This window comes from Bifidobacterium longum subsp. longum JCM 1217 (assembly GCF_000196555.1).
GTDB lineage: Bacteria > Actinomycetota > Actinomycetes > Actinomycetales > Bifidobacteriaceae > Bifidobacterium > Bifidobacterium longum.
Genome location: NC_015067.1, coordinates 346,704 through 361,326, shown reverse-complemented (window position 1 = coordinate 361,326; position 14,623 = coordinate 346,704). Strand labels below are relative to the sequence as shown.

The window sequence follows — 14,623 nt, the reverse complement described above, 5'->3', positions numbered from 1 at the left end:
CGATTCACGCGGCCACGCGCTGAACCTTGCCAGCCTTGAGGCACTTGACGCACACGCGCAGGCGAGTGTTCTCGCCATCAATCGTGGTGCGCACAGACTGCAGGTTCGGGCGGAAGCTACGCTTGGTACGACGGTGCGAATGGGAAACGGTGAAACCGGTCTGCGGTCCCTTGCCGCACACTGCGCAACGAGCTGCCATGATGGACTCCCTTAACCTTGATGTGTCAAGTCTTTCACGCATTCGACCGCCGGTTTCACCCGACATGCCGAACACACAACTTCACAAATATATAGCCCAATACCGACAACCGCAACTCTTGCGTGTATCATGGGCGAACCTCGGCGGTTCACGCGCGGTTCGAGCGTAACTTGCGAGTGGGCCATCAGCGGTTCACGAGCGGCTCGGCATTGGTTCGCCAGCGGTCCGCAAGTAGTTCGTCAGCAGTTCGCCAGCGGCGAATTACGCTGCAAATCATAGCGTTTACCCGATAAAACACGCCGGCCTTCCTTTTCCGCATCCAGCAAACTCTCATATAATCTCGGTATAAGAGACGGCAAGGGACGAAGGGGTCCTCGTGCAACTTGCGACGTGCAACTTACGACGAAGGAGGCTGTCATGTTGAATCTCAAGCGAGGTATCGGCACTCACGAGCCCAGCGTGATTTCACTGGGGCAAGTCTGGGTGGACATTATGCTCAATGTGGACAAGGTGCCGGCACAGGGCGGATTCGCCGTGGCCGATCATCCGAAGCCCTCCATTGGCGGCAGCTATCGCGTGCTGCAGGCGGCCAGCCGCATGGGCGTGCCGACCGAGCACGCCGGCATTCTGGGCAACGGCCTGTGGGCGCATTTCATCCGCCAGTCATTCCAAGACAACGGCATTACGCATATCGGCCAGGATCGTCTTGATGAGGATTCCGGCTTCCGCGTGGTGCTGAGCTCCGGCGCGCCGAAGAAGACATTCATCGCTTCCTATGGCGCCGAGGCTCATGGCGACTCGGACACGTTCGACACGCTGGAGCCGCAGCCCAAAGACGTGGTGCACATCAGCGGCAACACACTGATGGACCACACGGCCACCGGCGTGGACGGATTCCTGCTCAAGGCCGGTACCGACCCGGCTGCACGCGACTACACGCTGGTGATCAACCCCACCAATACGTTGCGTTTGGTCAACGACCATATGCTTGAGGACCTGGTGCTCGCACGCCCGGTCTGGTCCTGCAACCGTCAGGAGGCCATGACGCTGGCCGAGCGACTTGGTGCGCCAATCGACGACAGCAAAGTCACCATTGGCGGCGGACTTGACGACTTCATGCACCAGTTGTGCGACGGCTTGGGCGCTACACTGCGCGCGCCGCTGGTGGTGCGTGTCGGCGCCCGCGGCGCTTGGATTCGTGAGCCAGGTGGCGAGACGATTCATATCGAGGGATACCCGACCAAGGCCGTACACACCCGTTCGGCGGGCGGTTGCCACACCGGCGTGATGTGCGCGATGCTGGCAAAGGGCCATAGTCTGGCCGAATCGGTAAAGATCGCCAACGCGGCGGCATCCATCGCCATCCAGCACAGCCTCAACGGCGTGCCGCAATGCCCCGATTACGACGAGGCCATCGCGCTGATCGGCGAATAGTCGACTATAGGTAGCTCCCCCCAGTCCGCTTCGCGGCCAGCTCCCCTCAGCGAGGGGAGCTATTTTTGCTCTGGCTCCCCTTAGAAAGAGGCCCGGCATTATTCATCCGCCGTTCAACCGGAATGGCTCCCCTACCCTAGTCCGCGCTTCTACGATAGATTGAGTTGAATACTGTCGAGGAGTGTATATGACTGATCCCACGAATGTCCACGAACCGGTGCCGCAAAGCGCCAAACTGACCGCCCGCGAGAAGAAGTGGATCATCTACGACGTCGGCAACTCGGCATTCGTGCTGCTGTCCACCGCCGTCATCCCCATTTACGCCAAATCGCTGATGCCGGCGGACGGCAACATCGTGTCCGCCTGGGGCTACGCGCAAACCATTGCTTCCTTGGTCATCGCGCTGCTCATGCCGTTGCTCGGCTCCATCGCCGACGTGCAAGGCATGAAAATCAAGTTCTTCCTTGGCTTCTTCGGCACTGGCGTGGTCACCTGCTGCGCAATGGCCCTGCCCCTGACCTGGCTACCGTTCCTAGTCGTCTACATTCTGGCGACCATCGGCCTCAACGGCTCGCTAACGTTCTACGATTCGATGCTCATCGACGCCACCTCGAACGAGCGCATGGACAAGGTCTCCTCGCATGGCTACGGCTGGGGCTACATCGGCTCCACCGTGCCGTTCATCTTCTGCATCGCGCTGATCTTCGGCGGCCCGTCGCTCTTCGACTGGTCCACGGTGGCTTGCACGCGCGCCTCGTTCATCATCACCGCCATCTGGTGGGTGGCATTCACCATCCCGCTGCTTACCAGCTACCGCCAAGTGCACTATCGCGCCACCCGTGACCAGCTGGGCTCGGCCGTGCGCGGCACGTTCAGCGAACTGGCGGGCACGTTCGGCAAAATCGTGAAGAACAAGCCGTTGTGGATGTTCATGATCGCGTTCTTCTTCTACATCGATGCCGTGAACACGGTGATTTCGATGAGTACCTCCTACGGTGCCGAGCTTGGCATCGACTCCACCCAGCTGGTGGTGGCACTGCTCGTCACGCAGTTCGTGGCCTTCCCCTGCGCGATTCTCTACGGCCGCCTGGCGGCGCGATTCGGTTGCAAGGCGATGATCACGGCGGCGGTCGTGGCATACATGTGCATCGTGTTCTTCGCCGCGTTCTTCCTGAAGTCGGCCGTGGAGTTCTGGATTCTGGCGATTCTGGTCGGCATGTTCCAGGGCGGCATCCAGGCGCTCTCCCGCTCGTACTACGGCAAGATCATCCCCAAGGATCACGCCAACGAGTACTACGGCTTCTACGATATCTTCGGCAAGACCGCCTCGATCATCGGCACCTTCCTGGTGGCCACCACCACGTCCCTGACCGGCAACGCCTCGCTCGGCGTGCTCTCCATCGCCGTCCTGCTCGTCGCGGCACTCGTCTTCCTGCTCCTGCAAAAGGACCCGACGCGGGAGTGATTTGCCGGCCCTCGGCAACTCTGTGCCGAGGGCGACATCTCGCAGCATAGAAATCCTCGACATAGGGATGCCGCCGTTTGAAGTCGGTATGTGACATGCCGCCCGGAATCAGCATCGCCAGCCCGATAATCACGCCCACGCAGATGCCCAGGAATGTCAGAAAATCGTTGAGTGGCGTCACGCCGAGAATGGAATTATCGGAATCGAACAGGTTGCCGATGCCGGCTCCCGCGATAATCGCCGCGACACCGCCGGCAATCAGTAGCGCGAATCGGCAGCGGTGTTCATCGTAGCCGGTCAGATCCTGCGGTAAGGCAGCCACATTAGCCAGCGTGCCGGGACGTGATGAACTGGTTCCGTGCAACATTTCGCCGGGCAATGCATTTGCGGAGCTCGGGCCATTGATGCCGTCACCGCCGGACCGCGCTGATTCACCGATGTTCCCATCAGCATCCTTCATATACGCGGGTTCCCCGGCTCCCTCCCCGGTTACGGTTCTGGCAGCCGAGCCATGGTCGCCCTCCGCTGCGCCGCGCGCGGCCGCACCCACGTTCACGCTCGCACTCACATCGCCAAGTACCAGGTCATCAAGCGTGCAACCGAACAGGTCGCAGATCATAAGCAGCTTGTCCATCTCGGGATAGGCCTTCTCGGATTCCCATTTGGAGATGGCCTGGCGCGAGACGCCGAGCAACATGGCCAGCTGTTCCTGGGGCATGTTGCGTTGTGCGCGCAGGTATTGCAGGTTGGCGCGGAAGCTCATCGGAGTGTCCCTTCATAGGTAATGCTCATCATGACATATTCGGCCGATGCCCTCACTATGCCACGGCAAACCAGTTCCGCGCCACCATCTTCAGGTTGCATATTCGCGCGCAACCACAGGTTGCATCGGCGGAATCCCGCCATTCTGCCGGCTCCGCGGCATTCTAGCCCGCACCCCGATTGGACCGGCATAATCGGAATACATCGATTATGAAAAAACGCTCGCGGCCACATGGCCAACGAGCGTGAATCTCGGGTGGGCGATGTAGGAATCGAACCTACGACCCCTTCGGTGTGAACGAAGTGCGCTAGCCGCTGCGCCAATCGCCCGAGCCTGTGATGAAAAAACCGGCAACATTCTGCCGGCGATTCATCGAGTGGGCGATACAAGATTCGAACTTGTGACCCCTTCCGTGTCAGGGAAGTGCGCTACCACTGCGCCAACCGCCCGGGTCATCATCCGGTCGAATCAATCAGCATGAATCAACCATCCGAGAGCGGACAACGGGACTCGAACCCGCGGTCTCAACCTTGGCAAGGTTGCGCTTTACCAACTAAGCTATGTCCGCATGTGTTACCTTCACAGGCAACAGGTGACAAAGATACGCCAATCTCAGGAAAAAGCCAAGCCCCCGCGTGTCCCACCGGTTTTCCAACGATTATCGAGCGCCGAAGTGAAGTTCCCGAACTACGCCGACGTGCCGTCCTTCATGGAATCAGGCACGGTATGGGCTTCATCCCTCAACGCGCGATAATGGCGGTATGACGCAACGACAACTGATGCGGGCCACAGTCGAAACGCCCATCGGCCGGATGATGATGGCCTCCGACGGCGAGGGACTTACCGAACTCTGTCTTGAAGACTGGTGGTGGGCCACCGATCACCAAGCCGTTCTCGATTCGAATCGCGAATCCGATAGTGAACCCGACGTATTCCGTATAACCCGCGAATGGCTGACCGCCTATTTCGCCGGCGAACGCCCCGGCTCGGATCAGGTGCCGCCTTTGCATCCCGCCGGCACGCCATTCCAACATGAAGTGTGGAATCTGGTGGCCGAAATCCCCTATGGCATGACGGTAAGTTACGGCGAACTCGCCGCCGAATTGGCCGAACGACGCGGCGGCGGCCGCATGGCCGCGCAGGCGGTCGGAGGCGCAGTGAAGCGCAATCCGGTTACCATCATCGTGCCCTGCCACCGCGTAGTCGGCTCGGGCCGCGCGTTTGGCGGCTACGGCGGCCGACTCGACATCAAGGCCGAGTTGCTTGAACTCGAGGGCGTGGATCTGGCGCGCTTCGATCTGCCGAACCTTTGACGGGCCCAGCGGTCCGCCTCGTCAAAAAGGATTGAGTGGTTAACCCTCCCGCCGGCGGGAGATGGCGCGTAGCGCCGGAGGGTGGTCGGCTGGCTGGCATCGCAACCCTGCTACCCGACAATTTTCGACAAGCCGACGGGAATCCTTCCACGAATTGTTCGCCGTCGGTGCAGTCTTGCTCGATCGCGCCGGCCAAAACCGTACAATCCCTACAATGGAATGCATATGGTTAATTGCTGCGCGCAGCCGCACGGCCGCACGCGATCGCAAGACCACGCAGCCCAAGGGGATATGCAATATCAACGGAAGCAGGAGGTGCGCATGACCGGCATTATCGATTACGCGCACACCGAAACGCGCTCCTTCGCCGACTTGCCGTTCAACGAAATCGACGCCTTGATCATCTCCACGCTCATCTATGAGGATGTGGCCAGTGTCTGTCCGACGTTGATGCTGGATGAGACGCGGTCAGGCTCGTTCGCCGCACGCATTCGCGCTTTCGAACCCAAGCATCCACTGATCTGGCTGAAGGGTATCTGGCATCCCGAGCTTGAATCGGTAAGCCTTGACGAGGCCAACCGCGAGCTGCATCGTTCGCCGGAAACACATGCCGACGACAAGCCGCACGAAGCCCAAATGGTTTCAGTGGTCAACCCGGACCTGACCCACGACCTGTTCCAGGCCGCAGGCGAAAACCCCCGCTACGCCAACGTTCGCCTGGGCGCGGTGGTCGAGCACATCAATCAGGGTGAGCAAACCCAATTCGCCGCCGCCACCTTCCAACTGCCCGACGGCCACAAGCGCCGAAAGCCGACCTACAAAGGCACGTTGGTTATTTCCTTCCGCGGCACCGATGATTCGCTCATCGGATGGAAGGAAGATTTCAATATGGCTTTCCAGTATCCGGTGCCGGCGCAACGTTCAGCCAGCGCCTATCTGGATATGGTGGCGCGACTGTGGGAGGGTCCGATTATTCTGGTCGGCCATTCCAAGGGAGGCAATCTGGCGATTTACGCGGCCATGAACGCCGATCCCAAGGTGCGCAAGCGCATTCAGCATGTCTATTCACTGGATGGCCCCGGTTTCCCGCCGGAGATTGTGACCAGCCCCGCCTACCGCACCATCCAGCCGAAGGTGACGAAAATCGTGCCGAGTTCGTCGATTGTGGGCATGATTTTCGAGACCCCGGAGCCTTGCCGCGTGGTCTCTTCCGATTCGGATGGCATCATGCAGCATTCCGCCTTCACCTGGCTATTGGATGGTGACCAGTTCATCACCGAGCCGGATTTGAGTTCCAGCTCGCAGTTGTTTAACGAGGAGCTGAACCATTGGATCGCCACGCTTACGCCCGAACAGCGCGAGCGTGCGGTGGATGCGCTGTTCACCGTGCTGCACGCCAACGGCGCCACCAGCTTCAGCGAGGTGATGAGCAACTTCCCCGCTTCGATTCCGGCGATGCTTGGCGCGTACGTTGGGCTGACCCCCGCAGACCGGCGTCATTTGGTTGAGGCCCTGGCGATACTGTTCAAGGCGTCCACGGCCAAACGCAAGCCGACGCCCGCCCCGGCTTCCGCACCAAGTTCTGCGACCTCCAAAGCAACAGCCGAGATCCCAGCAGAAACTGCAGCAGGAGCAGATAGCGCAGCTCCGGCCAGAGCCGATACTGATGCCGATGCCGGCACCACAGCTTCGCCATCAGCGGAGGACGCAACTGAAATCGCCGATTAGCTCATAGACATGTCCACAAATAATAGTTATACTGCCCAATAAGTTATTAGACAGCGTGACCATATCACGCTGGTGCATCAGGAGGAAGAGATGCCACGTCCACGCCATGATTCCGAGGTGCTGCCCGCCAAAGAACGCCTCGAGAACGCTTTCTGGGAATTGCTCGCCGACCGCGACTATCGCAAGATCACCGTTACCGACGTGGTGCGTGAGGCTGGCGTGAACCGTAATTCGTTCTACTATCACTTCTCCAGCCTGCCCGAATTGGCCGATTCAGCCATCCTGCATCAGGTCGAATCGATTCCGATCAACCGCACCCCCGATCCGAACGGCAATCCCGAGGAACAATGGCGAGACCGCGTCACCGCCACGCTCTCCGATCCAGAGCAGCGTCAGCGCCTCGACCACCTGGCCCTGTTGGCAGGCCCGCACAGCACGCTTGAACTGACCGAATCGCTGCGCGACTTCTGCCGTCTGCAAATGCTCAGCACATTGCAACGCGACCCCAAGAACCTTGACCTGAAAACCGATCTCATGGTCGAGTTCACCGTGGGCGGCATGCTCGCCGTGCTGCAACGTTGGCCCGAATTGAGCGACACCATCGAAATCAAAGACCTGCTTAAAGAAGATGTGGCCGTGCTGGCCATGGGCATATACCTGGCCATGAGCCAAAAGGACATGCTTAATTACTGGAATCGCATCTTCGTGCACAATGCGCAGGATTCGACCGCCCCCGGCATGCCGGTCGCCGCCACGCATGCCGCGCCATCCACCATCTCATCGTCGAACGGCCCCGCAGGATTCCCCGGGTACACCGCTTGACCGAAAACCAGCGAGTCTGGATTGTTTCCGCCGCACGAACCTCGCGTGAGGTTTCTCACAAGGCGCAATCAGCCTCTCATGCTGGCGTTTCCAACCCACGCACAGGAAGATGGAAGCATGAGCGAAACATCGAACAAGACCCGTCTGGAACATGACTGCATCGGCCAGATGGAGGTGCCGGCGAACGTCTACTGGGGTATTCACACCCAGCGCGCTATCGGCAACTTCCCGGTCTCCGGCATCACCGATAGCCAACATCCCGAGCTGATTCGCGCCTATGCCACGGTCAAGCGCGCCTGCGCCATCGCCAATGAGGAATTAGGCCTGATCGACCCAGCCAAGGCCGAGGCCATTCGCGCCGCCTGCCTAGAAATTGAGGCCGGCAAACTGGCCGATCAGTTCCCGGTCGATGTGATGCAGGGCGGTGCCGGCACCTCGTCGAACATGAACATGAACGAGGTGATCGCCAACCGTGCGTTGGAAATCGCCGGCCGCCAGCGCGGCGATTACACATACATCCATCCGAACGACGACGTCAACAAGTCGCAGTCCACGAACGACACCTACCCGGCCGCCTGCAAACTCGCGCTTATCGACGCGATCGGGCCGCTCGCCGAGTCCACCAAGAAACTCGCCAAGGCCTTCCACGATCTGGCCGACAAACATATCAATGACGTGACGATTGGCCGCACGCAGCTGCAGGACGCCGTACCAATGACCTATGGTCAGGAATTTCATGCGTTTGCCACGCTGTTGAAGTCTGATTTGGCTGCATTCGATCGCGTGGTGCCGCTGCTGGCCCAGCTCAACCTCGGTGCCACCGCCATCGGTACCGGCATTTGCGCGGATCTGCGATTCCGCAAGTCCGCTATCAAGCATCTGGCGCAAATCACCGGGCTGCCGGTCACCGCCGCGCCCGATCCGGTGGCCGCCATGACGGATATGGGCGCGTACGTGGCCACGTCGGCTGCCATCAAGAGCCTCGCCGTGCACCTGAAGAAGGCCGCCGACGATTTGCGACTGCTCAATTCCGGGCCGCGCTGCGGTTTCAACGATCTCAACGTGCCGGCTCGCCAGGCCGGATCGTCGATCATGCCGGCCAAAGTGAACCCTGTGATCCCCGAATGCGTCAACCAGTGCTGCTTCACGATTTTCGGCATGGACGTGACTGTGAACTGGGCTGTGGCCGAGGGACAGTTGCAGCTGAACGCCTTCGACCCGGTGATGGTGCATGAGCTGCTGACCGGCATGGCGTTGCTGACGCACGCCATGGAGACGTTCCGCGTCAACTGCGTGGAAGGCATCGAAATCAATGCTGACCTGGGGCGTTCATACGCCCAGTCCTCACCGTCGATTTCCGCCGCGCTCAACCACTACATCGGCTACGAGCACGCGGCCGACATCGCCGCCGAAGCCGTACATACCGGCCGTACCGTGCGCGAGGTGGCCGGCGAACGCACCGACCTGCCCGCCGAGCAGTTGGACGAGATTCTCGATCCGATTCGACTGGCCCGCGGCCTCGGCCAGACCTGCCGCGAACGCCAGGAGTAGCGGAATCGACCGTAGGCCGATTCCGCTTTCTGCCACCCCGTCTCCACGACTTCACCAGAAACGACCGATACAGTAGGCGTATGACTGAATATGCAGAAGACATCGCACGCTGGTTTCAGGTGAACGCCGGCAAACTCATCTGGCTGACCATTGTATTGGCCATCGTATTTGTGGCCGACCGCGTCATCAGCCGCGTGTTGCGCAAGATTCTGGACAATTCTCAGATTCCCAGCGCCTCGATTTTCGTGAACCTCACGCGCGTGACCATCTGGGTCACCGGCGCAGCGATGGTACTGCAGCCCGTATTCGGCATCAATCCGACCACACTTATCACCGCCCTTGGTGTTGGAGGTGTGGCGATCTCGCTGGGTCTGAAGGATACAATCGCCAACATCATCGGCGGCTTCGGCCTGATGCTGGGCCGCGTAATCCAACCCGGCGATCTGGTGACCATTCAAGGCGTCACAGGCACCGTGCACGACATCACCTGGCGTCAGACCGTGGTGCGCACCCGTTCCGGAGACATGATGGTCATCCCCAATTCGGTACTCAATACGGCCGCCCTGACCAAGCTCACGCCGGTCAGCGAAGGCATGGCCACGCTTGAGTTCACGGCCAAGGCCTCCGGCGACCCGTCTGCGATCAGTCAGGATATTCTCGACCGCGTAACCAAAGCCACCGCCGACGTGGCGCTGGAGGGTCAGCCGCCATTGGTCAAGTTCACCGGCTTCTCCCCTTACGGCATGACCGGCCAAGTGCTTGTGTTCGCGCGCGAGGGTGTGCTGCCTTCCACCATCAAAGATATGGCGGCGCGAGCCATCGCCGGTTCGGGCACCGAATACCTTGTTGAAGATGGCGGCTCGTCAGGCAATCTGTGATATCTCCCGGCTCGCCTCTCTGGGTCCGGCTATGACAGTCATGCGAACAGCATCCAACCGGTAAGCATCACAGTCAACAGTAGGTACGCGATAACGCCGGGATTGGCATAGGCGGTGCGTATTTTAAGCCCCGCAGGCAACTCCTCTGGCGCAAGATAGAACTCCCAGCTCTTGCGCTTGGTGATAAGCAGTACGATACCGGCAATGCAGAGGCCCAACATCACTGTGCCGTACAACATCATGATGCCCATGTCGCCCATGTTGCCGGCTTCAGCCATACGCATGATTTCGGCCTCGCTGACCGTGCCGTCGAGGATGCGGGGATCGATCTGTTGTATCACCAATGGGGCGAGTACTGACCCGTTCAGGTTGATCAGCATGTGCATAGCCACCGAATACCGCAGTCGGGAGGTGCGCGTGTATACATATCCGAACATCAGTCCTAGGCCAAAGGCGTAGAAGAACTGGAACACGTTCATATGGAATAGCGCGAATGCCAATGCGGAGAATATGATTGCGGTCTTCTCTCCGTACCGGCGCAGGCGGGAGATAATCTCCTTGCGAAAAATCCATTCTTCGCAAACCGGTGCCAACAGGCCTATGAACAATGCGTTCACCCGCCAGTCGCTGCCAAGAATCACGTCGTTGATGCGATTGGTGGCCTGACCATCAGTGGCTCCGGCAGACAATATATTGCCAATCATATTGCCCAAGAACATTACCGGAATGCACATGACGAAAATCTGAATGAACTCCCCCGCCTTCATGGGGTACTGCCGGGTGCGAATAACCGGTACGCGAGTGAAGGCCAACATACTCAGCGGCATGGCCACCACATACAGCGGTCCGGAGGAGGCGAGCAGCACAGCCCAAGCGGGCACATCGGTGCCAAGCAGCGTTCGTAGTGCTTCAGTGGCCAGAATATTCAGTCCGATCCAGAACACCATCATAATGGCGAGCGCCGAGCCGATTGTCGAAAACCGGCGATGGGCCGTGAACCACCAATCGCGTGGAGATTGTTGCGGCTGCTGCGATTGCTGAGGTGCCTGCGGCTGCTGCGCCGGCGGCATTGGTTCGCTCATACTTATCCCCCATAGTTACTGGCCGCAAACGGACCGATCACACGTGCAATACTCTTCAAGAATACGGCACGGCGTTTCGATTGCATTGGGAATGGGGGAGGAAATCATCAATGGGCAAGGAATGATCAACGTCAATCATTCCCAATGCCGAGAAAGTCCCCTACTCTGCAAGATTGCTGTGGGACGGCACGCGATAATCGCCCAAAAATCGCCGCCGTCCCACACACATCATTGCCGATAAGCCATTCGACGATCGTACAGTCACAAAAACAGAACAGAACCGCACGATCATCGCAACGCCATTCAGCAGGCGAGCGCGGCGACCGGACGCGGGGTGACAATCACGTCATCGCCCACCGCCAGACCGGCCGGCAGCTCGCTGGCGGGCAGCTGCACGGTGGCCTTGAGCTGTTCGCCCTTGTTCCAGCGCTGGTATTCGCCGGAGGTAATGACCGTATCCACGCGCACCAAGGAGCCAAGGAAGTGAATGACCTCCACGCGGGCGCGTTCGCCGACGTGCGAATCGCTGCTGCCGGCCAAGGCCAGCGTCAGGTTCTCCGGGCGCACGAGCACGGCCACGGAATCGCCCTTGGCGGAGCCGGCGAGCAGCGGCACGCGCTGGCCGAAGACCACGGCCTCGTCGCCATTGGATGCGCCGGGCAGGCGGTTGGTGAGTCCAATGAACGTGGCCACGTACTCGGTGGCGGGGCGCTGGTACAGGTTCTGCGGGGCGGCGATCTGCTCGATCTTGCCCTTGTTCATCACACCGATGCGGTCGGCCACGGCCAGCGCCTCTTCCTGATCGTGGGTCACGAAGACGGTGGTGGTGCCGGTGGTGAGTTGGATGCGGCGAATCTGGTCGCGCAGCTGGACGCGCACCTTGGCGTCGAGGGCGGAGAGCGGCTCGTCGAGCAGTAGCACGCGCGGCTTGACGGCCAGCGCGCGGGCCAGGGCCACGCGCTGTTGCTGGCCGCCGGACATCTGCTGCGTGTACTTCTTGGCCTGATCGGCAAGTCCCACGAGCTCCAGCTGTTCCATGGCGATCTTGCGGCGTTCTGCCTTGCCCATGCCGCGCACTTCGAGGCCGAATTCCACGTTCTCCAGGGCGGTCATGTGCGGGAAAAGCGAGTAGGCCTGGAACACCATGGCCATCTCGCGCTTGTTGACCGGCACGCCGGTGACGTCTTGGCCGCCGACCATGATGCGGCCGCCCTGGATGTCTTCGAGGCCGGCGAGCGAGCGCAGCGCGGTGGACTTGCCGCAGCCGGAGCCGCCGAGCAGCACGACCATTTCGCCGGGCTTGATGTCCAGGTTGAAGTCGTCGAGCGCGTGAACGGTGGAGCCGGGGTAGATCTTGACGACGTCGCGCATCTGGATGGAGCCGCCGCCGCGCTTGACGCTGTCTTTGAGCAGGGCCTTGGCGGCCTTGGTCACGTCCTTGCCGCGCACGCCTTCGAGGGTGGCGGTGGGATCGTTCTTGAAGGCGTCCTCGGCGGCAGCGGACGTGGTGGCGGGTGCCGAAACAGAAGCCGCGGCATCGGCACCGGCATGGCGACGGGTGAAAATCGAATTGCTGTTCATCAGGTTACTTACCTTCCCTTGACTTGCGCATTGCGTCGGAGATCAGGTCGAGCGCAACGAGGAGCACCGCACCGAAGAGCAGAGCCAGCAGCGACATGGCGGTGGAGATTTGAGAATTGGACTGGCCGAGCTGGTAGAGCGCGACCTGCAGGTTCATACGGCCGAGCAGCGAGGCGACGGTGTATTCGCCCAGCACCACGGCGATGGAGATAAAGGATGCCGAGAGAATCGACTGCCATAGGTTCGGGATGATCACCTTGAAGAACACCTTGGGCCAGGAGGCACCGAGCGAGCGGGATGCCTCGACCAGCGTCTTGACGTCGATGGAGTTAAGCCCCACGGCGATCGCGCGGAAGGCGAACGGCATCACGAGAATCACGTAGGCAAAGCACAGCCAGATTGGGTTGGTGCTCAGCACGTCGGCGGACAGCCAGCGGTAGATCGGGCCCAAACCCACCACCAGCACGATGGCCGGGATGGTCAGCGGCAGCGTGGCCACCCATTCGATCGCGCGCTCCAAAACCTTGGAGCGAATATGCACGATGACCATGGTGGGCACCAGCAGCACCAGCATGATCACCACGGTGACCGCGCTCAGGGCCAGCGAGGTGCCGATGCCCTGCCACAGCACGGTCAGGTCGGCACCCAGCGACTCGCCGTTGCCGGTGAAAATCGCGATCCACGGCGCGGCCGACCAGCGGCCGGACAGCGGGTGACGCAGGGTGAAGATGAGCATGGCCAGCAGCGGCACGAACAGGAACGCCAGGGTGACGAACAGGATCACGAATTTGATGATGCTCTGTTTACGCGCACGAGCGGCGCGCAGCTGCGGCGGCTTGGTTGCGGAAGTTTCGGTCATTGCCAACGTCCGGCCCTCTTTTCCACGGCGTGGCTCAACAGCATGACGATGGCCACGACGATGATCATTGCGAATGCCAGCACCTGGGCAAAGCCCTGCTGGTTGGGGTCCAGTTCGTTGCGCATGGCACCTTGGATCATAAGCGGCACCAGAATCGAACGCTGGGAGAACAGGGCCGCGGCGGTCGCGTATGCGGAGAACGCGGAGGCGAACAGCAGCAGGAACGCGGAGATGAAGCGGGGTGCCAGAATCGGGCAGGCCACGCGCGTCCAGTACTGGAACGTGTTGCCACCGAGGGATTCGCATGCCTCGCGCCACTGTGGACGGATCGAATCGACCGCGGGCAGGAAGATGATGATCATCAGCGGAATCTGGAAGTAGCAGTAGATGGTCACCAGGCCCGGCAACGAACTGAGCCAGTTCGGGTTCACGGTGTAGCCGGTCAGTGTCTTGATAAGCATGGTGCCGATACCGTTGATGCCGATGGTGGCGATGAACGCGAACGCGAGCATCACGCCGCCGAACTGAGCAAGCACGGAGGAGATGGCGGAGACCATACGACGCAGCAGGCCGTTCGGCTTGGCACCAATGACCAGTGCGTAGGAAGCGAGCGCGCCCACCACTGCGCCGATCAGAGAGGATGCTAAAGACACCAGAATCGAGGTGCCGAATGCGGCGATGGTGTTGGCCTCGAACATCTTATTGAAGTTCGCGAGCGTGAAGTTGCCGCTGCGATCCTGGAATGCACCGACAATCACGATGACGGTGGGTGCGAGCAGGAAGCAGGCGGTGTAGGCGAAGAACGGGAGCGTGGTGGCGAGCGTGCCCAGCTCCTGGCGGTGCTTGGCCATCGCCGAGGAGAGAGGAGAAGCGGGAGTAGCGGACGGACCCGCAGCCTTGGCGGCAGCAGGTCCGTTCGATGCAATGGGTGCGATTGCGGCGGTCATC

At 60.5% G+C, this 14,623-nt stretch carries 12 protein-coding genes, 3 tRNA genes and 1 pseudogene; 7 read left to right on the top strand and 9 right to left on the bottom strand.

All coding sequences use genetic code 11. The features are described 5' to 3' along the window. Positions 1-4: 4 nt before the first annotated feature. Positions 5-199, bottom strand: coding sequence for a 50S ribosomal protein L28 (gene rpmB / locus BLLJ_RS01465; RefSeq protein WP_007051452.1), 195 nt, complete (start codon positions 197-199; stop codon positions 5-7). Between the two features lie 417 nt (positions 200-616). Here rpmB and BLLJ_RS01460 point away from each other — a divergent pair, with 417 nt between their 5' ends. Both BLLJ_RS01460 and BLLJ_RS11360 read left to right on the top strand, forming a co-directional pair. Continuing rightward, positions 617-1,633, top strand: a complete 1,017-nt coding sequence (locus tag BLLJ_RS01460; RefSeq protein ID WP_007051454.1) for a carbohydrate kinase family protein — start codon at positions 617-619, stop codon at positions 1,631-1,633. Positions 1,634-1,820: 187 nt separating this feature from the next. Next, positions 1,821-3,098 carry an MFS transporter gene (locus BLLJ_RS11360; protein ID WP_013582361.1) on the top strand — a complete coding sequence of 426 codons (1,278 nt, stop codon included), beginning with the start codon at positions 1,821-1,823 and terminating at the stop codon, positions 3,096-3,098. Positions 3,099-3,123: 25 nt separating this feature from the next. On the opposite strand, the pseudogene BLLJ_RS10235 reads toward BLLJ_RS11360, so the two are convergent. The 4 genes and pseudogenes from BLLJ_RS10235 to BLLJ_RS01435 form a co-directional block, all read right to left on the bottom strand. Further along, positions 3,124-3,861, bottom strand: a pseudogene (locus tag BLLJ_RS10235) (helix-turn-helix transcriptional regulator); the annotation flags it as partial. A 256-nt stretch (positions 3,862-4,117) separates the two neighbouring features. Continuing rightward, a tRNA-Val gene (locus tag BLLJ_RS01445) sits at positions 4,118-4,190 on the bottom strand. Between the two features lie 48 nt (positions 4,191-4,238). Further along, positions 4,239-4,310: transfer RNA gene (locus BLLJ_RS01440), tRNA-Val, on the bottom strand. A 46-nt stretch (positions 4,311-4,356) separates the two neighbouring features. After that, a tRNA-Gly gene (locus tag BLLJ_RS01435) sits at positions 4,357-4,429 on the bottom strand. A gap of 193 nt (positions 4,430-4,622) precedes the next feature. Here BLLJ_RS01435 and BLLJ_RS01430 point away from each other — a divergent pair. From BLLJ_RS01430 to BLLJ_RS01410, 5 genes are all read left to right on the top strand, one after another. Further along, positions 4,623-5,174 carry a methylated-DNA--[protein]-cysteine S-methyltransferase gene (locus BLLJ_RS01430; RefSeq protein ID WP_007051457.1) on the top strand — a complete coding sequence of 184 codons (552 nt, stop codon included), beginning with the start codon at positions 4,623-4,625 and terminating at the stop codon, positions 5,172-5,174. Positions 5,175-5,495: 321 nt separating this feature from the next. Further along, positions 5,496-6,902, top strand: a complete 1,407-nt coding sequence (locus tag BLLJ_RS01425; protein WP_007051458.1) for a DUF2974 domain-containing protein — start codon at positions 5,496-5,498, stop codon at positions 6,900-6,902. Between the two features lie 90 nt (positions 6,903-6,992). Beyond that, a complete protein-coding gene (locus tag BLLJ_RS01420) occupies positions 6,993-7,724 on the top strand; it encodes a TetR/AcrR family transcriptional regulator (protein ID WP_007051459.1) in 732 nt (243 codons plus the stop codon). Positions 7,725-7,841: 117 nt separating this feature from the next. Continuing rightward, positions 7,842-9,275, top strand: coding sequence for an aspartate ammonia-lyase (locus BLLJ_RS01415; protein ID WP_007051460.1), 1,434 nt, complete (start codon positions 7,842-7,844; stop codon positions 9,273-9,275). Between the two features lie 80 nt (positions 9,276-9,355). After that, positions 9,356-10,153, top strand: a complete 798-nt coding sequence (locus BLLJ_RS01410) for a mechanosensitive ion channel family protein (protein ID WP_007051461.1) — start codon at positions 9,356-9,358, stop codon at positions 10,151-10,153. Between the two features lie 38 nt (positions 10,154-10,191). Here the strand turns inward: BLLJ_RS01410 and BLLJ_RS01405 are convergent, their stop codons facing one another. From BLLJ_RS01405 to BLLJ_RS01390, 4 genes are all read right to left on the bottom strand, one after another. Then, positions 10,192-11,235, bottom strand: a complete 1,044-nt coding sequence (locus BLLJ_RS01405) for a CPBP family intramembrane glutamic endopeptidase (RefSeq protein ID WP_007051462.1) — start codon at positions 11,233-11,235, stop codon at positions 10,192-10,194. 303 nt (positions 11,236-11,538) lie between these two features. After that, complete coding sequence (locus BLLJ_RS01400; RefSeq protein WP_007054774.1) at positions 11,539-12,816, bottom strand: ABC transporter ATP-binding protein; 1,278 nt, start codon at positions 12,814-12,816, stop codon at positions 11,539-11,541. Between the two features lie 4 nt (positions 12,817-12,820). Continuing rightward, a complete protein-coding gene (locus BLLJ_RS01395; RefSeq protein WP_007051464.1) occupies positions 12,821-13,675 on the bottom strand; it encodes an ABC transporter permease in 855 nt (284 codons plus the stop codon). Then, positions 13,672-14,622 carry an ABC transporter permease gene (locus tag BLLJ_RS01390; protein WP_007055662.1) on the bottom strand — a complete coding sequence of 317 codons (951 nt, stop codon included), beginning with the start codon at positions 14,620-14,622 and terminating at the stop codon, positions 13,672-13,674. Before BLLJ_RS01390 ends, BLLJ_RS01395 begins: the two co-directional genes overlap by 4 nt. Between the last annotated feature and the right edge of the window lies 1 nt (position 14,623).